This is a genomic window from Microbacterium sp. M (genome assembly GCF_045181065.1).
Lineage (GTDB): Bacteria > Actinomycetota > Actinomycetes > Actinomycetales > Microbacteriaceae > Microbacterium.
On record NZ_CP173721.1, the window covers coordinates 697,744 to 718,247 of the forward strand.

Here is a 20,504-nt window from a genome sequence, read left to right on the forward strand (position 1 = left end):
CTGCACTTCCCCGATTGGAGTCCCATGTCCCGTACCCGCACTCGTATCAGGCGCACCTCTGTCGCCTTCGTCTCGACCGTTGCCGTCGCCCTCCTGGCCGCGTGCTCCAGCGCACCCGCAGCCTCGACCGGAGCCGGTGCCGACAAGACCGTCACCGTCGCGATCACCCAGGATCCCGAGAACCTCAATCCCGTCGTCGGGGGATCGTTCGGGGCGCTCAGCCTCGAGTTCAACCTCTTCGACCAGCTCGCCGAGATCGCCGTCGACGGCAGCGTGGTCCCGCGCGCCGCCTCCGAATGGAGTTCGAACGAGGACTTCACCGTCTGGGATTTCACGCTCCGGGATGACATCGTGTTCCACGACGGCACCCCGATGACGGCATCCGATGTGGTGTTCTCGTTCGAAGAGGTCCTTGCGGACGCCGACAGCAACCGCCAGCTCTGGCTGACCGACATGGTCGCGGTCGAGGCGGTCGACGACACGCACGTGCGCTTCACCCTGTCGACGCCCTTCTCCGAGTGGCCGCGACAGACCACACTCATCTCGATCGTGCCGCAGGCGGCCTACGAGGAGGTCGGTGCCGATGCGTTCAGTGAGGCTCCGGTGGGCTCCGGCCCCTTCCGGTTCGAGAGCTGGCAGCGTGGACAGTCGGTCGTGGTGACGAAGTTCGACGACTACTTCGGCGGGGCGCCGAAGCTCGATACCGTCGAGTTCGTTCCGGTGCCGTCGGACGATGCCAGGGTGACCGGCGTGCAGTCCGGCACGGTCGACATCGCGGCCATCCCGACCGCGCAGATCGCCGCGGTGGACAACACCGGCAGCGCCGATGTCGTGAGCATCCCCAGCCACCAGGTCGTCTTCCTCGGATTCAACACCGAAAGCGGCCCCCTCGCCGACCCGGCGCTGCGCAGAGCCGTGTCGTACGCGATCGACAGGGACGCCATCGTCGAGACCATCCTCGACGGCAACGGGCAGACGAACAGCCAGCTCGTCGCTCCCACGGTCGTCGGATTCGCGGATGACCTCGCCCCCGTCGAGTTCGACCAGGCGGCTGCCGAGGCGGAGCTCGCCGCATCGGGATACGGGGGTGAAGAGGTCGCTTTCCAGTACGCGCTGGACGGCGTGATCCCGATGGGTGCCGAGATCGCTCAGGCCATCGCGGGGCAGCTCGAGGAAGTCGGGATCACGGTGTCGCTCGAGGGCACAGACAACGCGAGTTATGACATCACCACGCGTGAGCACGGTCTCACGGGGCTCTACCTCGGCCAGTTCAGCCCGTCCATTCTGGATGCCGGGCTCCCGCTGCGATTCCTGTTCGCGCCGGAGGCGACCAACTACTTCGACGACGCAGCGATCGAGCAGCTGGTGGCGGATCAGAAGGCCGTGGCCGACGACGCGCGGCTCGACGTGATCTCCCAGATCTGGCAGAGCAACCAGGACAGCTCCTACCTGGCTCCTCTCTACACGCCGGATGCCGCATACGGCGTCAGCCCGGAAGTGGTGTGGGAGCCACGACCCGACGGCCTTTTCATCATGAAGGACGCGGACGCCCGCTGAATCACCACCGATTTCTGACAGAAAGGAACCCCCGATGGCTCGCAAGACCTATGACGGCTGGCTGAACGGCGAGTACTCGTCGCCGGTCGATGTCCCGTCATCCGACGTGGCACTGATCGTGATCGACATGCAGAACGCCTTCCTCAAGGAGGAGTACTCCCTGGGCATCGCGCCGACTCAGGAACCCTTCGCCGCCGCGCTGCCCGGTTCGATGAAGCTCGTCGAGGCCGCACACGCCGCCGGAGTCCCGGTGATCTACACCCGCTACGCCTATCTGCCCGGCAACGAGGATCAGCTGGATCCCGTGGGCCGCGCGGAGGGCACCGCGCTCGCTCCACGACTGGTGGCCGACACCGCGGACATCGAGATCGTGGACGAACTCGCCCCGATCGCGGGCGACATCGTGATCGACAAGTCCCGGCCGAGCGCCTTCTACGGCACACGGCTGGAGCCGCTGCTCACCGCCCGCGGCATCCGCAGCGTCGTGATCTGCGGGGTCACCACCAACATCTGCGTCGAGACGACGGCCCGCGATGCCGCGCAACGCGGGTACCGGACGTATGTGATCGAGGATGCTGTCGGCGAGGCGGAGCTCAGCAGACATTGGCACGCGCTCTACACGATCGAGTTCATCTTCGGGACCGTCGCCACGGTCGAAGACGTGCAGCGGTCCTGGGGTGCACCGGTCACCGGCGTTCCCGGTTACCCACTCAAGCGCGGCGAGAACGTCACCGATCTCGCGTGGCGTGAAGAGGTCACGGCATGAACGCGCGAGGCCCCATGGATGAACGACCCCTGCAAGAGAGGAAGAGACCTTTGAAGACCTTCGACAGCTGGATGAACGGCGCCGACGGCGAGCCGGTCGACGTCGCCGCGAACGATGTCGCCCTGATCGTCATCGACATGCAGAACGGCTTCATCCGCGAGGAGTACTCGTTGGGCATCGCTCCGACGCAGGACCCGTTCGCGATGGCGGTGCCCGGGTGCGTCGCACTCGTCGACTCCGCGCGGGCAGCCGGTGTGCCCGTGATCTACACGCGGGCCACCAACCTCTACGACCACGGTGATGCCCTGCCTCGACGCGGACGGGCATTGCACAAGCCCGCGCCTGCTCGCCGGATGCACGAAGACAGCATGGACGTGCAGATCATCGACGAGCTCGCGCCGCTCGATGAGGAATACGTCATCGACAAATCGCGCCCCGGGGCGATCTACGGCACGCGACTGGAACCGCTGCTGGTCGGCCTCGGGATCCGCAGCGTGGTGATCTGCGGTGTCACGACGAACATCTGCGTCGAGACCACCGCGCGGGAGGCGCACGCTCGCGGGTATGACACCTATGTCGTCGCCGACGCCACCGGTGAGGCGGAGCCCAGCCGATACTGGCATGCGCTGTACTCGATCGAGTTCCTCTTCGGCACGGTCGCGATGGTCGAGGATGTGCAGCGGTCGTGGGGCACCGAAGTCACCGGCGTTCCCGGATTCCCGCTGCAGCGTCCGAACGTGGGGTCAGCGGCGCTGGCCGCCGCTGTCTGACGTGCCCTCCGGATTCACGAGGCCGGGCCGCCTGTCGACCCGGCCTCGTGCCTCGCCCGGTCTGCGCGACCGCCGGACGTGGGTGCAGATCGGGGTGCTCATCCTCGTGCAGTTCGTGGGGATGATGAGCGGCACGATCATCGCCACAGCGCTTCCGGCGATCACGCAGGAGATCGATGGGACGACGCTGCACTACACCTGGATGTTCGTCACGACAGCGCTCGCCTCGGCCGTGACGACCCCGTTGTGGGGACGGCTGGGTGACATCTTCGATGCGAAGGTCGTCCTGCAGTGGTCGCTCGGTTTCTACACCGCGGGTGCGCTGCTGTGCGGACTGGCTCCGACCGCTGATCTGCTCATCGCGGCCCGTGTCATACAGGGCATCGGCATCGGCGGGCACATCGCGCTCACGCAGGCACTCGCGGCACGTCTGGTCGTTCCGAGGCAGCGCGCGCAGGTGAACGGCGTGATGGCCGTCTCGCAGATCGTCGCGACGGTCTCGGGTCCGCTCGCGGGGGCGCTGCTCGTCGGCATCCCGACCATCGGCTGGCGCCTGTGCTTTCTCGTCGGGGTGCCGGTCGCCGTGACGGCGGCGATCATCGTCCAGATCGTCCTGCCGAGCGCAACCGCCCCGGCGCGCGGCAGGGTCGACCACCTCGGCGCCATCCTGCTCGTCGTGGGCCTCACCGGTCTGCTCGGGTGGATCTCTTTCGTCGGAGACGAGCTGCCCCTGCTCGCCCCGACTTCGCTGTTGTGGATCGGTGCCAGCGCGCTCGTCCTCGCCGCTGCGGCATGGTGGGAGTGGCGCGCGCAGGATGCCATCGTGCCGCTGCGTGCGCTGGCCGGACGCGTGCCGGCGCTCGCCGCCGTTGCGAGCCTGTGCGTCGGAGTCTCCCTGTTCGGGGGCACCATCTTCGTCACCCAGTACCTCCAGCTCGGGCGCGGGCTCGATGCGCTGACTGCGGGGATCCTACTGATGCCGATGGCAGCCGCGACATTCGTCTGCGCCCTGCTGGTCGGGCGGCTGAGCACCCGATCAGGGCGGATCCGTCGCTATCTGCTCACCGGGGTCGCCCTGATCCTGCTCGGCAACGCGGCGATGATTCCGCTCACGCCATCGACCCCGCTGTGGTGGGTGGTGGTCGCCTCCTCGCTGGTGGGCGGCGGGCTGGGAATGACGGTGACGAACCTCGTTCTGGTGGCGCAGAACGCCACGCGGCTGAGAGACACCGGCGCGGTCAGCGGCACGATCATCTTCTGCCGGACGCTCGGTTCCACGGTCGGCCTGGCCGTCTTCGGTGCGATCGTGGCGAGCCGCGTCCCTTCCGCGGAGGCGGTCGAACCCGCGGCGCTGCCCGCGCTGTACGCGCAGGGGGCCTCGATGGTGTTCCTGGTGGCGACGGGGATATCGCTCGTCGCTCTGGTGGCCGTGGTCCTGCTGCCCTCGATCACGCTGCGCTCGACGGCCGATCTGGATGCCCCGTCTCCGGTCGTGGGGTGAGATCCTCCGACGCCCGTGCCGGGTCAGCGCGGCACAGCCACGAGCAGCACACCGAGGGCGAGCACGCCGGCGGCGATGACGAACGCCGCCAGGCCAGCGATCAGCCGCGCGTCCGGCATCCGATCAGGATGGCGCGCGGACAAGGCTTGGTCGACTGCCCGCGCCCGCCGTGCCGCCGCGACCCAGAACAGGGCGGATACCGCGACACCCACGACCCCGGGGATGACCCAGACACCGGATCCGAGGATCAACGGCAGCGCCCGGGCCGCGATCAGCGACACGACCGCGATCGACAGTGCGGTGCGGCGCCAGGCGAGCTGCGTCCGCTCCGGCTGAAGCCCGGGGTCGTACTGTGTCACAGCAGGGCCGCGATGAGCACCAGGATGCCGGCGACGGTCACGGCGACGGCGACCACCGGCGCGAGCAGCGACCCGGGAAGCGGTGCCGCCAGGCGCATGGCGCGCTCGCTGCGGATCCAGCCGACCCATGCCAGCAGCGGTGTCGCGATGCCGGCGACGATGAGCACGAGCGACGCGATCAGGCGCAGCTGCGGATGCAGATCCAGGCCCAGCACCTCGAGCGCGACGCCACCGGCGATGAGGCCGAGAGCCGTGCGGATCCAAGCCAGGAGGGTCCGCTCGTTCGCGAGCGTGAACCGCGGGTCCGGCTCCGTGCCGTGGCGATAGACGGCGGCGGGGAAGCGCGTGCGCTCAGCGGGCATTCGGCTCCTCCGGTTCGGGTTCGGCCCCATCCTACGGTGCGTCCTCACCGGGTCGCCCGCGATCTAGCCGGCCGATGTCGACACGTGCCGCAGTGCCCGCTCCGCCAGCGCAGACGACAGCTCGGCGAAGACGGCGAAACTGGCGCTCCCGGGCCAGTCCGCCGGCAGCAGCTGCGCCGGCAGCCCCGGATCCAGATACGGCAGCGTCCGCCACGCATCGATCAGTTGCACGTAGGCCGCAAAGGCGTCGCGGTCCGTCACGGCATCCGCAAGCCCGGAGACCGCGGCCTGGAACCGCTCGTGCTCGGCGCGCAGCGCCGCCAGATCCCACCAGTCGCGCACCGCGTCAGCGAGCGAGCCGGCGACGAGCGGCGCATCCGTGCGGAACAGCACGGCGGTATTGCGGACATCGAGCGCGCGCAGCAGATCCTCGACCTCGCCCTCCAGGTGCCCTGGCAGGATCCACAGTGCGGGGGAGACCGCCCCGGAGCCGAGCCACTGCAGACCGCGCCGCAGCCGGTGGCGCAGCTCTCGGCGCGACTCGGGGATCGAATACGAGACGAGGCACCACGGTTCGCCATCCGACATGGTGCGGATGTCGAAGATCCTCCGGTCGCCCCGCTCGAGCATGGGCAGCGCGGCCGGGTCGAGCCGGTAGCCGGCGACCTCCGTCCGCTCTGCCGTCAGCAAGCCGCGCTGTTTCAGCCGGGCGATCCCGGTGCGGGCTCGGGACGCCGGGATGCCGAGGTCACCCGCGAGCCGGATCAGGGATGCCGTCGAGATCCATCCGCCCAGCGGGCGCAGATACAGGCCGATGACGGTCCGCAGGAGGGATGCCGTGCTTCCAGGACGTGCGTCGAAGTCGTCCTCTGCGGGGGCAAGAGCCGCCTCGCTCACAGCGCGTCCCGCACCGCCAGCACGCCGGTGATCGCCTCGACGTGCGATGTGCTCAGCGGCGACAGGCCCAGGCGGATGCCATCGGGGAACCGGAAGTCCGGGATCACGCCATCCGCCCACAACTCCTGCGTCACGCGCTGGAAATCCGGATGCCCGATCGACACGTGGCTACCGCGCACCGCGGCATCCCGCGGACTCAGCAGCCGTACGCCGCGCGGCGCCAGCTCCTCGTCGTACGCCCGCAGCACCAGTTCGGTGAGCGAGATCGACTTCGCCCGGATCGCGTCGATCCCGGCATCCTCGATGTGCTCCAGCATCCCCTGCATCGCGAGCATCCCGACGACCGGCGGCGTCCCGCTGATCAGCTGGCGGATGCCGGGGTCCGGCGCGTAGGTCGACCCCATGGCGAACACGTCGGCGGCACCCATCCAACCCTGGATGGGCTGCCGGAGGACACCCTGCAGCCCACGGCGCACATAGGCGAACGCAGGAGACCCCGGCCCGCCGTTCAGATACTTGTACGTGCAGCCGACGGCGAGATCGACGCTCCACGCATCCAGCTGCATGGGGACGACGCCGACCGAATGGCACAGGTCCCACAGCACCAGGGCGCCGGCATCGTGGACGATGCGGGTGATGCCCGCCATGTCCGCGAGCGCGCCGGAGCGGTAGTCGACGTGGCTGAGCACGACGATGGCGGTCCGATCCGAGACGACGGCCGCGACATCGGAGGCCTGCACGCCGCGCACCGGGTCGGGCGTGATCCAGCGCAGCTCGAGGCCGTGCTCGGCTGCCACGCCCTCGGCGACGAAGCGATCGGTGGGGAAGTTCCCCTCCTCGATCACGAGTTCTCGGCGGTCGGGCAGCCCGGCGACACCGGCGCGCATGAGCTTGTACAGCAGGACCGTCGTGGAGTCGGCCACGACCGTCTGGCCGGCGGCGGCGCCGAGGCACGCGCCGCCGATCCGGTCGCCGAGTCGGGTCGGGAGGTCCATCCACTGCTCGTCCCACGAGCGGATCAGCCGGGTGCCCCAGTCGTCTCGCACGAACTCGGCGATCCGATCGGCTGTGGAGGCGAGTGGGCGTCCCAGCGAGTTGCCGTCGAGGTACGCGGTGACGCCGGGCGCCTCCGAGAAAGCGGTCACGTGCTGCGCGAGCGGATCGGCGGCGTCGAGGTCGCGGGCGAGAGCGAGCAGGTCGGTCATGTCAGGCCTCCAGATCGGCGGGGGTGAGCGGACGGGCGAGCAACGGGTCGGCGGTCTCGGGCGTGGCTCCGGGATAGAGCAGCAGCCGCGTCGCCGCGTCGAGCGGATCGCCCGGCGAGAGGGCGCTCAGCAGATCGGCGCCGTCGATTCCGGCATCCCGCAGCGCCGCGACTTCGCGCGGGTTGAGCCCGACGGGCGTCGGCCCGTTGCCCATGTCCGTGCCGTAGTGCACCGTCCCGCCGGCGGCATGGAATCGGCGCACGTTGTCGACCGCGATGTCGTACGTCTCGCCCTCGTGGATCGCCAGGGTGGAGATCCACCGCACGGATGCCACCTGCGCGGTGATCTCGGCATCCGTGAGCCGCTCGCTGAACGGCGCGTGCGCCAGTACACCCGCGCCCAGTCGCGCCACGCGCTGTGCCTCGCCCGGTCCTTCGGCATGGGCGACGACGGTCAATCCTTCGGATGCGGCGATCCGGACGATCTCGGCGAACAGCTCGTCCGAGAACACCGGGCCCGCGGTTCGATTGCTGGCGACCTTGATGCAGGTTGCCCCGGCATCCTTCATCTCCGCGACGGCGGATGCCGCGGCCTCCGCATCGGAGATCTCACGGAACGAACCCGTCGGCGTCCATGCGCGATCGGAAGGATAGCCACCCGGGGGAGTGAAGAACGCACCCGCGAAGCGGATCGTGACGCCTGGGACGGGAGCGAGGCTGCCCAGGGCGGATCCGAGGTCGAGCACCATGCCCAGGGCGGACGTCGCCAACGGGGCGAGATCGACCAGTGCGAGGTGCACGTGCGCGTCGGTGAGCGCGCCTGTCACGACGCCGTCCAGGCCAGGAAGGCCGGATGCCGGCGTCTCGTCCGTCACCACGACGTGGCCGTCGATCACGCGCGCCACCCCGTCGTGCCACGATCGCCGGCGGCGATCGAGCCACGTGACCGCGCGCATCAGCCGCCGATCTCGGTTCGGACGGTGTACAGCTCGGGGAAGAACGTCAGCTCCAGCGCGCGCTGCAGGAACGCCGCGCCACTGGACCCGCCGGTGCCGTGCTTCATGCCGATCGTGCGCGTCACGGTCTTCAGATGCCGGAACCGCCAGAACTGGAAGTTGTCCTCGAGATCGACGAGGTCCTCGCACGCTTCGTAGAGGTCCCAGTAGGTCTGCGGGTCCTGGTAGATCTCGCGGATGGCCGGTACGAGCTCGGGGTGCGGGCGGTAGGCCTCCCGGACGTCGCGGTCGAGGATCTCGGCCGGCACCGGCAGCTCGCGACGGGCGGCGAAACGGAGGAACTCGTCGTACAGCGTGGGGCGCTCGTACTCGGTCGTGAGCAGCGCGAGGTTCTCCGGATGATCGCGGAAGACCGACAGCATCCGTTCGTTCTTGTTGCCGAGGGCGAACTCGACCGCGCGGTACTGCACCGACTGGAAACCGGACGAATTGCCCAATGCGCCGCGGAACTGGGCGTACTCGGTCGGCGTCAGGGTCGCCAGCACCGACCACTGCTGGGTCATGACGTCCTGGATGCGCTTGACGCGCGCGATGCGCTTGAGCGCTTCGCGCAGGTCGTCGCTCGCGAGCAGATCCCGCGCACTGGTCAACTCGTGCAGCAGGAGCTTGAGCCACAGTTCGGTGGTCTGGTGCTGGATGATGAACAGCATCTCGTCGTGATGCTCCGGACGGCTGACCGGATGCTGGGCCGACAGCAGCGTGTCCAGTTCGAGGTAGGAGCCGTACGTCATCCGGTCACGGAGATCGGTGACGATGCCGTCTTCCAGGGCGCGTTCGTTCTGTTCGGAGCTCACTCCCGAACAGTATCACTTGCGTGACGGTCGTCACAGGTCTGAAATACGCGATCAGCGGGTCGTGTGCGCGTTCAGGAAATCGATCGTCTTCTGCAGGGCGGTCTGAGCGTCCGGCATGTCCAGATGGAACTGGTACTCGTGCGGCAGTGCAGGTTCGTGCGCCGCCGGCCAGAACTGCGTCGTGACGTCGACGCCCAACTCCGTCAGGCGATCCGCCATCGGAATCGACTGGAGCCAGGTGAGCCCGTCTCCGTTGCCGCCTGAGATGTAGGTGGTGGGGAAGTCCGCGGTCACCCAGTTCACGGTCGACATGGTCGCCCCGGACGAGTCCTCGGCCCAGTTCTTGGTGCCGGCGTACGCCCACATCGACGACTTCAGTCCCCACCCGACGATGCCGTCCAGCGCCGCCAGAGCAGCGAGGTCGTACACGCCGCAGTTCAGCACGGTCGCGATGATCTGGTCGGCCTGCAGCGCCGGCGTGATCGACATGATCCTGGCGTAGTCCGGGCTCGTCATGATGGTGGTCATCTGGCTCGCGAGCTGCGCGCCGGCCGAATCGCCCGCCAGCACGATCTGCGACGCGTCCACGTTCAGTTCGTCGGCATGCTCGTCGATGTAAGCGAGCGCCTCGTTGAGCTGGCCCACTGCCGTGGGGTAGGCGCCTTCCGGGCCCAGCGTGTAATTCACCGCGATCGTCGTGTACCCCTCGGCGGCGAGGATCCGCAGGTACGGGTCGACGTTCTCCTTCGATCCCGAGATCCACGCTCCGCCGTGGATCCACACGATGGTTGGCAGTGGCCCGTCGGCGGATGCCGGGGTGAACACGTCCATCGTCGTATCGGCGCCGTCGTCGGCGTACGCGACGTCGAGCGTCTCGGTGAGCGCCGTGTCGGGGACGTGCCCGTCCATCTCCTCCGCCGTGGCGTCGCCGCCCTGGGTGAACACGGCGCGGATGACCATGGCACTGGGCCACGGCGTGATCGAGGTTACGGCCAGGACGACGAGCACGACGGCGACCAGGATGCCGAGAGTGATCTTCGTCTTCCGCCAGCGTCGCCGCGGCTTCGCGGTCTCGGTCTCGGTCGTCTCGGCATCCGGCGGCGTGGTCATGGAACCTCCCTGCGCTCAGTGTGGCAGGTCGGGACCGGCGAGACGCACGAGATGCTTGCCGAAGTTGGAGCCGGTGAGTACTCCGATGAGTGCGGAGGGTGCCGCATCGAGGCCGTCGACGACGGTCTGATCCACGGGCACCGTTCCATCGGCGACGAGGGGCGCCATGAAAGCCTCGTAGCGGTCGCGCTCGTCCATGTGATTGCGAACGAGGAAGCCGTGCAGCGCGATCTCGCGGTGCACCAGGTCGAGGAGGTTCCGCGGAGCGCTCGGCGGAGTCGGCGTGTTGTAGCCGGAGATGCCGCCGACCCAGGCGATGCGCCCGCCGTCGGCCATCCCGCCGATGACCGCCTCCAGCTGCTCGCCACCGACGCCGTCCAGGGCCAGCCGGATGTCGCGACCGGCGAGTCGGTCCGCCAGTGCAGTGTCGCGGTAGACGATCACTTCGTCGAACGGGCCGGCGAGGAGACGGTCCGCCTTGGCCCGGCTGCCGGTCACGCCGATGACCGGAGCGGCGCCCAGAGCCTTGGCGATGTGGCCCGCAGCGGTGCCCACTCCTCCGCCCGCGGCGGTGATCAGAACCGACTCGCCGGCTTCGAGCCCGCCGATCGTGGTCAGACCGACCCAGGCGCTCAGGCCTGTGCCGCCCAGGATGCCGAGATAGGCCTCGAGTGGCACTCCCGCCGGCGGGCGGATGACCCGCGCCTGCGACGTGACGGTGTGCGTGCGCAGGCCGTCCCGGTGCATGACCAGGTCGTCCACCTCGATCTCGGGATTCCTCGAGGCGAGCACGCGCCCCAGGGCGCGCCCCTCGAGCGCCGTGCCGAGCTCGACGCTTTCGAAGACCTCGCGGTGGTAGGGATCGACGGAGGCCCAGAGATTCTCGACCAGAACCTCGCCGGCTTCCGGATCCGCGAGTGCGGCCTCGACGATGTCGAAGTCCCGCGGTTCGGGGAGGCCGTGGGGTCTGCGGATGAGATGGAGCTGACGGGAACGCGTGGACATGCGGGGCCTCCTCGGGGATCGGCCCCATTCTCGCCGCAGACGGATGGGGTACGCGTGGATTCGGCCACCGCCGAATCCACGCAGAGTCCGCAGCCTAGAACGTCTCCGCGAACAGCACACGGCGTCCGAGATCGGTCAACGTGTACATGACGGAGCGGCCGTCTCGCAGCGCGCTCGCGAGCCGGGCGTCCGTCAGCGTACGCAGATGCTCGCTCACCGTCGCGGGGGCGATGCCGAGCGCGTGGGCGAGTTCCGTCGTCGTAGCCGGTGTCGCGATCGCTGCGGCCACTCGTGCTCGCCTGGAGCCGACCAGCCTCTCCACCGCGGGAGACGGCGCATCCGCGCCCTCGGTCTCCCACAGCGTGCCGAATCCCCGCACTCCGTAGGCGATGGCGGGCTGGAACGGCGCGTTCGACATGACGTGCACGTGCGGCCAGGCGAACGCCGACGGAGTCAGCAGAACTCCGTCCTCGGCCGGTGTGGGACCGAAGCTGGTCTCGCACGCTCCGAGGATGTCGAGTGCCGACCCGGTCCAGACGACGCCGGGGTGGATTCCGTCGAGCATGGCGCCCTGCCCTCCGTCTGCGGCGTTGATCGCGTGGCGGGCGATGTCCGCGCGTGCCAGCCTCCGGAACGCCTCCCAATGCGGCGCGATCGCGCCGTGCCAGAACTCGGCGACGACATCCGCGATCTCCCCGCGCGCACGGGCATGATCCTCCATCAGCGACTGGATCCACCTGCTCCGGCCCTGGTGCGCTCGGTCGAGCCGGGCGAGATCCCGATCCAGCAGCTCGTCCGGCAGCGCACGCAGATGAGCCGGTGCTTCGGAGATATCCGGCTGCTCGCTCCCTGGCATGGCGCTGAAGATGTCGGGCACGAAGTCGTGACCGGCGGTCAACGCGATCATGCGGTCCAGCGCCGACGCGTCGACCCGTCGCCGGGACTGCTCGGCCCAGCGTCGGAAGAGCGCTCCGGGGTCGGGGCGACGCAGCACCAGGGCGGCGAGTCCGACCTCCCACAGCGGCGACACCGCGAACCTCACCCGTGACAACTGCGCCGCGTCGAGTTCGATCATCACAGGACCGATGATAGGCGGGGCGGAAGGCGACGCGCCCCGCGCGGAAGCATGTCGTCCGGCGCGGCGCTTGACCTCAAGTGCACTTGATGAAGTGGACTTCATCGCATGACCGAGCACACCATGCCTTCTCCGGATTCCGCAGACGACCTCGACCGGCCGACGCCGAGTGCGGAGGATGCGGCGGCGATCCATCGCGTGATAGCGGATGTCGAGCGCGGGTTCAACGAGAACGATGCCGACCTCCTCCTGCGTCATGTCGCGCCGGATGCCGTGATCGTGAACGCCGTCGGGATCGTCCTTCGCGGCCGTGCCGCGGTAGAGTCCGCCACGAGAGAGGGGCTCGCCCGCGGGCCGCTCAGCGTGGCGACGGCGCACTACCGCCTGAGCGACATCGCGCTGATCGCCCCTGACGTGGTCGTCGCGCACAAGAGCGCCTGGTCGACCGCCGAGGATGCCCGCCGAGGCGCGTCTCCCGAGATGAACGCCCACTACACCTTCGTGCGCCGTGATGGCCGGTGGTGGATCCTGCGTCGTCAGAACACCCTCGTCGCAGCGGGATAGCCGAGGTCGTGGGCGATCGATCACCCGCGATACGTCGGGGCTTCTAATCCTGCAGTCCGGCGATGATGCGCTCCAGACCGTACTCGAACGCGCGATCCACATCGCCGCCCAGGCGGAAGGCGCTGGCGAGTTCCATCTGCAGAAATCCGGTCGCCCATGCCGTGAACAACCGTGCCGCGTCCAGCGCGGCATCCGCGCCGACCAGTTCAGCCGTCGCTCGAATGACGGGGGCTGCCGCGCGGTCCAATGACGACAGGGGAGCGGCCGCCGTGAACATCAGTCGAAACCCCTCGGGATGCTCGTGCGCATGCGTCCGGTAGGCGACCGCGAGTTCGGGAAGGCCGCCGCCCACGGATTCCAGGTGCACGGCGAGGTCGTCGACGACGGCCTCGGTCACGGCGGCGAGCAGTGCGTCCCGATCCCTCACGCGCTTGTAGAGCGAAGGCGCTCGGACCCCGACCCTCGCCGCCACGGCCTGCATGGTGAGTCCGGCGGGTCCTGACCGCTCGAGGATCTCCCGCCCCGCGGCGATGATCTCCGCGTACGAGGTGCGTTCGGGTGTGGGCATTCGATCCTCCATAGCTATTGTCAGTAGCCATGATAGCTACATATCGTAGCCATGTCATCTGGAAGGACCGCACATGAAGCTCGCGCCGCACCTGCACCGCCTCGGCAACGACATCGTCGCCTCATACCTCATCGATCTGCCCGAAGGGATCACGCTCATCGACGCGGGACTGCCAGGGCACTGGACCGACCTGCAGGACGAGCTCGCGCTCATCGGACGGTCGCTTTCGGACATCCGAGGGCTCATCCTCACGCACGGCGACAGCGACCACATCGGGTTCGCCGAGCGGTTGCGCCAGGAGACCGGCGCGCCGATCTTCGTGCACGCCGCCGACGCACATCGCGCGCGCACCGGTGAGAAGCCCAAGACGCCGATGGGCCCGGCCCGCCTGTGGCCGACGCTCGCCTTCTTCGCGTACGGGCTGCGCAAGAACGGCATGCGCACGCAGTACGTGCAGGATGTCGTCGAGATCGCGGACGGCGACGTCCTGGACCTCCCGGGTTCTCCCCTCATCATCGGGATGCCGGGGCACTCGCCCGGCAGCATCGCCGTGCACATTCCCGCAGCGGATGCCGTGGTCGTCGGCGATGCGCTCACCACGCGTCACGTGCTGACAGGGCGCGAAGGAGCCCAGCCTGCGCCGTTCACCGATGAGCCCGCCGTCGCGGACACGTCTCTCGATCGGCTCGCGGAGATCTCGGCATCCTGGGTGCTGCCAGGACACGGTGCACCGTGGCATGGGAGCCTGGCAGAGCTCGTCGCCGCCGTGCGCGCGGCCTGATCCGGTCCCGCTGGTCTGATCCGGGTCGCGCCGGTCCGATCCGGGTCGTTCGGGGTACAGATGTCAGGACCAATCCCGGATGCCGGGCGATCAGTCGGCGTTTCTCCCGACAACCGGGAAAACTCCCGACATCCGTCCCGTGACGCATCAGCGCGCGGCGAGCACCGTCGCGGTATCGCTCACCGTGATCTGCGGGGGATACAGCGCCATCACCTGCAGCGCCGCGGCGTGATTCTCCGCCGTCGATCCCGCGCAGGCGTCGGCGGCGACCGTCACGTGCGCCCCGGCATCCGCGGCGGCCAGCGCGGTCGAGACCACGCAGCAGTCCGTCGACACCCCGGCCAGCACCACACGCGCGCCGCGCCCGACGATCGCCTCCAGCTCCGGTCCCCACTTTCCGAACGTGGGCAGATCCAGGGGCGGATGCGGCGAGAGGTCGGCGGCTTCGGGGACGAGGCCGAACAGCGAGTCGGTCGGCGGCTGATCGGCGAACGGCCACGCCGCGAAGTAGTCGCCCCATGACGTGGTGCGGTCGGCGGTCGGCATCCAGCGCGTCACGAGGACCTTCTCGCCGAAGGCGCCAGCCAGGTCCCGGATCCGCGGCATCGCCTGGCCGAAGAACGGCGAGCCCCAGGCGGAGCCGGTCGATGCGAAGATCGCCTGCGGATCGATGACGACCAGCCAGTCCGCGCGGCTCACGCCTGCTCCTGCCGCCGGATCTTCGCCGCGCGGGCGAACCAGGTCACGAGGAACGACAGCACCAGAGCGAAGAAGACGCCGAGGTTCGCATACGCCCATTCGCCGTCCCGACCGCCGATGAGGAACAGCAGATAGCCCTGCCAGTTGTTCCACGGCGCTGCCTCGGCGAAGTTGTTCACCACCAGGCCCCAGCCGATCAGGCTCGTCGCGAACATGGTGCCGATCGACGTCCAATCCCAGTTGCCGTAGCGTCCGGCGCCGTCGAACAGGGCGGCCTCGTCGTAGTCCTTCTTCCGCCGCAGGATGTCGGCGATGAGGATGCCGGCCCACGACGCGAGCGGCACGCCGAGCGTGATGAGGAAGCTCTGGAAGGGTCCGAGGAAGTCGGTCGCGAAGAACACCACGACGATTGTTCCGATCGTGAGGATCACGCCGTCGATCGCCGCGGCCGACGGGCGCGGGATGCGGATGCCGAGGCTCAGCAGCGTCAGTCCGGAGGAGTAGATGCCGAGCACGGCGCCCGAGACGAGGGCCAGGACGGCGGTCAGCAGGAACGGCACGAGCACCCAGGTCGGCAGGATGCTCGCCAGCGCCCCGATCGGGTCGGCGGCGATGGCGGCGCTGAGCTCAGCATCCGACCCTGCGAGCAGGATGCCGAAGACCACGAGGATCACCGGAGCGACCGAGCCGCCGATCGTGTTCCAGGCGACGATCGCGCCGTCCGAGGCGGTGCGCTTCTGATAGCGCGACCAGTCGGCGGCGATGTTGATCCAGCCGAGGCCGAACCCGGTCATCACCATGACGAGCGCGCCGGTGACCTGCCCGACGTTTCCGGCGGGCAGCGCCATGACGGCGTTCAGATCGATGTGCGGGGCTGCCAGCACGATGTACAGGATCGTCACGACGCCCGTGACCCAGGTCAGCACCGACTGCAGCTTCATGATGGTGTGATACCCCAGCACGGATGCCGCGACGATGAGCGCCGCCACGATCGCCGTGGCGGCGATCTTCAGCCACACGCTGTCGCCGTCACCGCCGAGTTGGGTGATGACGGTCGCGGTCGCGAGCACGGCCATGATCGCCAGGAACGTCTCCCAGCCGATCGAGGTCAGCCAGCTCACGATGCCGGGGACCTTCTGCCCCTGCACACCGAACGCGGCGCGCGAGAGGACCATGGTCGGTGCCGATCCGCGTTTGCCGGCGATGGCGATCAGTCCGCACAGCAGGAACGACACCACGATGCCGATGACCGAGACGATGGTCGCCTGCCAGAACGAGATGCCGAAGCCGAGTACGAACGACCCGTACGACATCCCGAAGACCGACACGTTCGCGGCGAACCACGGCCAGAACAGGTCGCGGGGTTTCGCGGTGCGCTCGGACTCGGGGATGATCTCGATGCCGGCGCGCTCGATCAGGGCCGGTGCCGCGGCGATCTTCTCAGACATGACAGCCTCCAGTCGGGGGCTGCTGGCTGAGCCGCCCGCTGGAACTCATCCTGGCACCGCGCGGCGCCCGCAGGGTCAGCGTCGTCCGGCGCGCCCCGTGCGGATCGCGAGGAAGGCGCCGGCGCCGATCGCCACGACACCGAGACCGACCAGCGCGAACGGGAACGATGAGCCGGTCGTGGCGAGGTCGTCGGGGTCGGCCGCATCGCTGCCGGTCGTTCCGCCGGTGGCTCCCGTGCCGCCGGACGTGCCGGAGTCTGCCGGGTCGGTGCCTGCTGCGGTGGCGTCTGCGCTCGCGCCGACGGTTCCTCCGACAGCGTTCGCGTCGGAACCGGTCGCGTCGGCGTCCGCCGTGGCGTCTGTGTCCGTCTCTGCTGCCGTGCCAGGGTCGGCCGCCGCGGCTGCGTCCGTGTCGGTGGTGGCGGTGGCGCCGGCCTCAACCGCGGCGTCTGCGTCGACGGCAGCGTCCGCGTCCACTCCGGCATCCGCATCGACCGCAGCGTCCGCGTCTGCTGCGGCGTCTGCGTCAACCGCAGCGTCTGCGTCGACCGCGGAGTCCGCATCGACGGCAGCGTCCGCGTCGACCGCGGAGTCCGCATCGACGGCAGCGTCCGCGTCGACCGCGGAGTCCGCATCGACCGCGGCGTCCGCGTCGACCGCGGCGTCTGCGTCGACCGCAGTGTCCGCGTCGACCGCGGCGTCCGCGTCGACCGCGGCATCCGCGTCGACTCCGGCGTCCACGTCGACACCGGCGTCGGCGTCCGCATCCGGGTCCCCGGGACCGACGGTGACGAGCGTGAAGTTCTGGTCGATGAAGATCTCGCCCGCGTCCGTGACGGTCACGGTGATCGTCGGCGAGCCTTCGATCTCGTAACCCTCCGGAGCAATCACTTCGATCGTGTGCCGCCCGTTTCGCAGGTCGTTCACACTGTAGGTGCCGTCGTCGGCGGTGGTGACGGAGGAGGACTCACCGACGGAGGTGACGTTCAGAGTCACACCGGGAACAGGGGTGCCGGCGTCGTCGACGACGGCACCGATCACGGTTCCGAACCGGCCGAGAGCGAAGTCCGCGTTCGTCACGTCATCGTTCACCGGATGCGTACGCGACCGCGTGTAGATGTACGTCCCTGTCGGGATGCCGTCCTGGTCGATCGACACCGTGTACTCCCCAGGAGGCAACCCGGGGAAGGAGTATGTGCCGTCCGCAGCGGTGACGGTGGTCAGCGGGCCGCTCGGCCCGTCGAGATGCAGGGTGACACCGGCGACGCCCTCACCCGCGATCGTCACGCGCCCCGAAAGGGAAGGGTTTTCGGCAAGCACGGCATCGACGTTCTCGATCGGAGTCTCGTCGCCCGCAGGGATCGTGATCGCGGGCGGCGGCGTCAGCAGGGCGTACCCCGCCGGCGGGGTCGCCGTCGGCTGCCAGGTCCCGACCGGGACCTCGTCGAACAGATAGGTGCCATCCGGCCCCGTCGTCGCTGTGAGGTCCCCGTCGTCGGTGGGGATCGTGACGATCGCGCCGGGAACCGGATCGCCTTCCTCATCTCGCACCGTTCCGGATACCGCTACCGGGATGATGTCGCGCACCGACAGGTCGACCACGGCATCCGTGGTGCGCAGGTCGGCGGTACCGGACCCCACGACGGCGATCTTGCCCGCCGGAGGCGTCACGATGACGGTGTAGCCGTCGGTGGCGATCTGGCCGGGGAAGACGTACGAGCCGCCCGGGCCCGATGTCGTCGTCCCGAGCACGTCGCCGTTCGCGTCGATGAGGGTGACGGTCGCTCCCTCGAGGCCGGCACCGGCGTCCGTGTCGGTCACAGTGCCGGTGATGTCGCGGGCGATGATCGAGAACCACGTCTGATAGACCGGGAAACCGGAGCGGCGCGTGAACTCGATCGTCAGCGACGAGAGCGAGACCGTCGGCTCGAACCAGCCGGCAGCGCCCTCGGTGTCGAGCGCCTGTTCGTTGCCGGTGAGAGTGAGGGCGTCGGCATCCCACTCCGGAACGTCGTCCACGTCACCGGTGCAGGACGGCTTGCCCGCGACACCGGGTGCGCAGTAGTTGAATCCGCTCTGGAACCCGAGGTCGGCGGCGGTCGCACGCGCGCCGGAAGCAGTGACCGCGGACAGGCGGACGGCGTCGGCGTCGATGTCGCCGAGCGTGAACGCCCAGCCGGATGCCGGGGTGGGGCGATCGAACGAATAGGTCGTGGTCGACGGCGAGGACGCGTTGTCGGCCTTCGGACGCAGGTTCAGGTACGGGTTGTTCCTGCTGCTGCCGTACTTCGCACCGACGGGCGTTCCTTCGGACAGCCACCGCGTCGAGCCGGTGGGCACGCTGGCTCCGCCGCGGGAGTCGCTCGTGACGTTCGCGCTCAGCGCCGGGCGATCGACGAACGAGATCGCCGTCCTGTAGTCGTTGGGTCCGCCCGTCAGCGGTGCCCAGCTCGCCCACGTCACTGTCGAGGCAGCGGATGCCGAAAGCGCACCGCCGGCCGCCGGAGCCACGAGCATCACCGTGGCCAGGAGAGCGAGCAGGACGGTTCGACCCCGTCGGCGTTCGAATCGGACGGTGCTCGTGCGCGACATGGGGCTTCTCCCGATCGAGGGCGGAGGTCGGCACCAATATATCGAGCCACTGGGAATCTCGACATACCGGCCGGCGAATCCGCCCGCGATCCGGGCTCAGGCCGAGAAGAACGTCTCGGCGACGCGAGCGAGGTCGTGCAGATCGCTGACACCCGCGAGCTCACGGGCGGAGTGCATCGACAGGATGGGGATGCCGACATCCACGGTGCGGATCCCGAGACGGGTCGCGGTGATCGGTCCGATCGTGGACCCGCACGGCACACCGTTGTTCGAGACGAACTCCTGCGATGCCACGCCGGCCGTCTCGCACCAGGCGGCCCAAGCGGCGGCACCCACAGCATCCGTGGCGTAGCGCTGGTTCGCGTTGACCTTGAGGATGGGCCCTGAGCCGAGCAGCGGCTGCACCACAGGGTCGTGCTTGTGGGCATAGTTCGGATGCACGGAGTGGCCGACGTCGCTGGACACGCACCAGGATGCCGCGAACGCACGGCGTTGCTCGGAAGAATCCGCACCGAGACCGGCGTAGACGCGCACGAGAACATCCTCGAGGAAGGGACCTGCGGCTCCGGAGCGGGACCCGGAGCCGAGCTCCTCATGATCGAAGGCGGCGAGGACGGGGATCGCGCCGCTCGCGAGCGCATCGGACGCGAGTGCGCCGAGCGCCACGACACCGGCGTGCACGGACGCGAGATCGTCCAGCCGACCCGACGCGAAGAACGCGTCGTCCTTGCCGAAGACCGCGCCGCGCGCCGCGTCGGCGACGACGGCGTCGAAGCCTCGGATGTCCGCGGCATCCACTCCGGCGGATGCCGCGAGTTCGCCGAGCAGGTCCTCTTCCGTGGGGTCGCCGAGGCCCCACACGGGCTGGGTCTGGAACTGCTTGTCCAGGGTGAGGCCGCTGTTGGCCTCGCGGTCCAGATGGATGGCGAGTTGGGGAAGTCGCAGAAGCGGGCCGGTGCCGGCGAGCACGACGCGGCCGTCGGCGAGAGCCAGACGTCCGGCCAGGCGAAGCTCCCGATCGAGCCACGAGTTCAGCAGCGGTCCGCCATAGACCTCGACGCCGGCCTGCAGCCAGCCGCGCGCTCCGGTGGTCGGTTTCGGCTTGAGCTTGAACCCGGGGGAGTCGGTGTGCGCACCGAAGATGTGCGACGGGGTCGTGGGCGACGCGTCGGTCGGAACAGCCCACGCGATCGTCGCGCCATCGCGCACCACGACGAACCGTCCGCCGGCCTGCGTCGGCCATGCCTGCTCCTCGTCCAGCCGGACGAATCCGACCTCCTCGAGCCGGCGTGCGACCTCTTCGGCCGCGTGGTAACTCGACGGTGAGGCGGCGACGAAGTCCGCGAGATCGTCGGCGTGGGAGAGGGCGGTGGGCGAGACGGGCATGGTGGTCCTTCCGGGCACGGACATCACCCCGATCGTATTATGTCCGGTTC

The 20,504-nt window shown here is 69.1% G+C and carries 20 protein-coding genes; 6 read left to right on the top strand and 14 right to left on the bottom strand.

All coding sequences use genetic code 11. The annotated features are described in order from the left end of the window. Positions 1-24: 24 nt before the first annotated feature. From ACI7YT_RS03235 to ACI7YT_RS03250, 4 genes are read left to right on the top strand one after another with little or no spacing between them, the layout of a single operon-like run. Positions 25-1,557, top strand: coding sequence for an ABC transporter substrate-binding protein (locus ACI7YT_RS03235; protein ID WP_406249052.1), 1,533 nt, complete (start codon positions 25-27; stop codon positions 1,555-1,557). 34 nt (positions 1,558-1,591) lie between these two features. Then, positions 1,592-2,323 (top strand): cysteine hydrolase family protein, encoded by a 732-nt coding sequence (locus ACI7YT_RS03240; RefSeq protein ID WP_406249053.1) that lies wholly within the window; start codon positions 1,592-1,594, stop codon positions 2,321-2,323. A 50-nt stretch (positions 2,324-2,373) separates the two neighbouring features. After that, positions 2,374-3,093 carry a cysteine hydrolase family protein gene (locus ACI7YT_RS03245; RefSeq protein WP_406249055.1) on the top strand — a complete coding sequence of 240 codons (720 nt, stop codon included), beginning with the start codon at positions 2,374-2,376 and terminating at the stop codon, positions 3,091-3,093. Position 3,094: 1 nt separating this feature from the next. Then, complete coding sequence (locus ACI7YT_RS03250; RefSeq protein ID WP_406249056.1) at positions 3,095-4,594, top strand: MFS transporter; 1,500 nt, start codon at positions 3,095-3,097, stop codon at positions 4,592-4,594. Positions 4,595-4,617: 23 nt separating this feature from the next. On the opposite strand, the gene ACI7YT_RS03255 is transcribed toward ACI7YT_RS03250, so the two are convergent. The 9 genes from ACI7YT_RS03255 to ACI7YT_RS03295 all read right to left on the bottom strand — a co-directional run bounded on the left by ACI7YT_RS03255 (position 4,618) and on the right by ACI7YT_RS03295 (position 12,416). Beyond that, positions 4,618-4,953 carry a DUF202 domain-containing protein gene (locus tag ACI7YT_RS03255; protein ID WP_406249057.1) on the bottom strand — a complete coding sequence of 112 codons (336 nt, stop codon included), beginning with the start codon at positions 4,951-4,953 and terminating at the stop codon, positions 4,618-4,620. Next, complete coding sequence (locus tag ACI7YT_RS03260) at positions 4,950-5,315, bottom strand: YidH family protein (RefSeq protein WP_406249058.1); 366 nt, start codon at positions 5,313-5,315, stop codon at positions 4,950-4,952. The genes ACI7YT_RS03255 and ACI7YT_RS03260 overlap by 4 nt, the downstream gene beginning before the upstream one ends. A gap of 63 nt (positions 5,316-5,378) precedes the next feature. Further along, positions 5,379-6,212, bottom strand: a complete 834-nt coding sequence (locus tag ACI7YT_RS03265) for a PaaX family transcriptional regulator C-terminal domain-containing protein (RefSeq protein WP_406249059.1) — start codon at positions 6,210-6,212, stop codon at positions 5,379-5,381. Then, positions 6,209-7,417, bottom strand: coding sequence for a kynureninase (locus ACI7YT_RS03270; protein WP_406249060.1), 1,209 nt, complete (start codon positions 7,415-7,417; stop codon positions 6,209-6,211). The genes ACI7YT_RS03265 and ACI7YT_RS03270 overlap by 4 nt, the downstream gene beginning before the upstream one ends. Position 7,418: 1 nt before the next feature. Then, positions 7,419-8,372, bottom strand: coding sequence for a hydrolase (locus ACI7YT_RS03275; RefSeq protein ID WP_406249061.1), 954 nt, complete (start codon positions 8,370-8,372; stop codon positions 7,419-7,421). Then, positions 8,372-9,226: a tryptophan 2,3-dioxygenase gene (locus tag ACI7YT_RS03280; RefSeq protein ID WP_406249062.1), complete on the bottom strand. Its 855-nt coding sequence runs from the start codon at positions 9,224-9,226 to the stop codon at positions 8,372-8,374. The genes ACI7YT_RS03275 and ACI7YT_RS03280 overlap by 1 nt, the downstream gene beginning before the upstream one ends. A 51-nt stretch (positions 9,227-9,277) precedes the next feature. Beyond that, positions 9,278-10,336 (bottom strand): alpha/beta hydrolase, encoded by a 1,059-nt coding sequence (locus ACI7YT_RS03285; RefSeq protein ID WP_406249063.1) that lies wholly within the window; start codon positions 10,334-10,336, stop codon positions 9,278-9,280. A 15-nt stretch (positions 10,337-10,351) separates the two neighbouring features. Further along, positions 10,352-11,341 carry a zinc-binding dehydrogenase gene (locus tag ACI7YT_RS03290; RefSeq protein ID WP_406249064.1) on the bottom strand — a complete coding sequence of 330 codons (990 nt, stop codon included), beginning with the start codon at positions 11,339-11,341 and terminating at the stop codon, positions 10,352-10,354. A 94-nt stretch (positions 11,342-11,435) separates the two neighbouring features. Further along, positions 11,436-12,416 carry a DUF5937 family protein gene (locus tag ACI7YT_RS03295; RefSeq protein ID WP_406250483.1) on the bottom strand — a complete coding sequence of 327 codons (981 nt, stop codon included), beginning with the start codon at positions 12,414-12,416 and terminating at the stop codon, positions 11,436-11,438. A 108-nt stretch (positions 12,417-12,524) separates the two neighbouring features. Here ACI7YT_RS03295 and ACI7YT_RS03300 point away from each other — a divergent pair, with 108 nt between their 5' ends. Then, entirely contained in the window at positions 12,525-12,980 is a 456-nt protein-coding gene (locus ACI7YT_RS03300) for an SgcJ/EcaC family oxidoreductase (protein WP_406249065.1), read from the top strand. 43 nt (positions 12,981-13,023) lie between these two features. On the opposite strand, the gene ACI7YT_RS03305 is transcribed toward ACI7YT_RS03300, so the two are convergent. Then, the gene (locus ACI7YT_RS03305; RefSeq protein ID WP_406249066.1) at positions 13,024-13,548 is read right to left on the bottom strand and encodes a TetR/AcrR family transcriptional regulator; all 525 of its coding nucleotides are present in this window, start codon (positions 13,546-13,548) and stop codon (positions 13,024-13,026) included. Positions 13,549-13,621: 73 nt separating this feature from the next. Here ACI7YT_RS03305 and ACI7YT_RS03310 point away from each other — a divergent pair, with 73 nt between their 5' ends. After that, the gene (locus ACI7YT_RS03310) at positions 13,622-14,329 is read left to right on the top strand and encodes an MBL fold metallo-hydrolase (protein WP_406249067.1); all 708 of its coding nucleotides are present in this window, start codon (positions 13,622-13,624) and stop codon (positions 14,327-14,329) included. Positions 14,330-14,476: 147 nt separating this feature from the next. Here ACI7YT_RS03310 and ACI7YT_RS03315 read toward each other — a convergent pair whose 3' ends face one another. From ACI7YT_RS03315 to ACI7YT_RS03330, 4 genes are all read right to left on the bottom strand, one after another. Continuing rightward, positions 14,477-15,028, bottom strand: a complete 552-nt coding sequence (locus ACI7YT_RS03315; protein ID WP_406249068.1) for a cysteine hydrolase family protein — start codon at positions 15,026-15,028, stop codon at positions 14,477-14,479. Then, positions 15,025-16,476, bottom strand: a complete 1,452-nt coding sequence (locus tag ACI7YT_RS03320; protein WP_406249069.1) for a purine-cytosine permease family protein — start codon at positions 16,474-16,476, stop codon at positions 15,025-15,027. The genes ACI7YT_RS03315 and ACI7YT_RS03320 overlap by 4 nt, the downstream gene beginning before the upstream one ends. Before the next feature lie 75 nt (positions 16,477-16,551). Next, the gene (locus tag ACI7YT_RS03325; protein WP_406249070.1) at positions 16,552-19,068 is read right to left on the bottom strand and encodes a collagen binding domain-containing protein; all 2,517 of its coding nucleotides are present in this window, start codon (positions 19,066-19,068) and stop codon (positions 16,552-16,554) included. A gap of 96 nt (positions 19,069-19,164) precedes the next feature. Then, on the bottom strand, positions 19,165-20,454 hold the full coding sequence (locus tag ACI7YT_RS03330) for a M18 family aminopeptidase (RefSeq protein WP_406250484.1): 1,290 nt from the start codon (positions 20,452-20,454) through the stop codon (positions 19,165-19,167). Positions 20,455-20,504: the final 50 nt, after the last annotated feature.

Excerpts from the sequence above, each read along its gene's own strand:
- ACI7YT_RS03235 (WP_406249052.1), top strand. The coding sequence starts at position 25 with ATGTCCCGTACCCGCACTCGTATCAGGCGCACCTCTGTCGCCTTCGTC.
- ACI7YT_RS03240 (WP_406249053.1), top strand. The coding sequence starts at position 1,592 with ATGGCTCGCAAGACCTATGACGGCTGGCTGAACGGCGAGTACTCGTCG.
- ACI7YT_RS03260 (WP_406249058.1), bottom strand. The coding sequence starts at position 5,315 with ATGCCCGCTGAGCGCACGCGCTTCCCCGCCGCCGTCTATCGCCACGGC.
- ACI7YT_RS03270 (WP_406249060.1), bottom strand. The coding sequence starts at position 7,417 with ATGACCGACCTGCTCGCTCTCGCCCGCGACCTCGACGCCGCCGATCCG.
- ACI7YT_RS03275 (WP_406249061.1), bottom strand. The coding sequence starts at position 8,372 with ATGCGCGCGGTCACGTGGCTCGATCGCCGCCGGCGATCGTGGCACGAC.
- ACI7YT_RS03285 (WP_406249063.1), bottom strand. The coding sequence starts at position 10,336 with ATGACCACGCCGCCGGATGCCGAGACGACCGAGACCGAGACCGCGAAG.
- ACI7YT_RS03290 (WP_406249064.1), bottom strand. The coding sequence starts at position 11,341 with ATGTCCACGCGTTCCCGTCAGCTCCATCTCATCCGCAGACCCCACGGC.
- ACI7YT_RS03295 (WP_406250483.1), bottom strand. The coding sequence starts at position 12,416 with ATGATCGAACTCGACGCGGCGCAGTTGTCACGGGTGAGGTTCGCGGTG.
- ACI7YT_RS03300 (WP_406249065.1), top strand. The coding sequence starts at position 12,525 with ATGACCGAGCACACCATGCCTTCTCCGGATTCCGCAGACGACCTCGAC.
- ACI7YT_RS03305 (WP_406249066.1), bottom strand. The coding sequence starts at position 13,548 with ATGCCCACACCCGAACGCACCTCGTACGCGGAGATCATCGCCGCGGGG.
- ACI7YT_RS03310 (WP_406249067.1), top strand. The coding sequence starts at position 13,622 with ATGAAGCTCGCGCCGCACCTGCACCGCCTCGGCAACGACATCGTCGCC.
- ACI7YT_RS03320 (WP_406249069.1), bottom strand. The coding sequence starts at position 16,476 with ATGTCTGAGAAGATCGCCGCGGCACCGGCCCTGATCGAGCGCGCCGGC.
- ACI7YT_RS03325 (WP_406249070.1), bottom strand. The coding sequence starts at position 19,068 with ATGTCGCGCACGAGCACCGTCCGATTCGAACGCCGACGGGGTCGAACC.
- ACI7YT_RS03330 (WP_406250484.1), bottom strand. The coding sequence starts at position 20,454 with ATGCCCGTCTCGCCCACCGCCCTCTCCCACGCCGACGATCTCGCGGAC.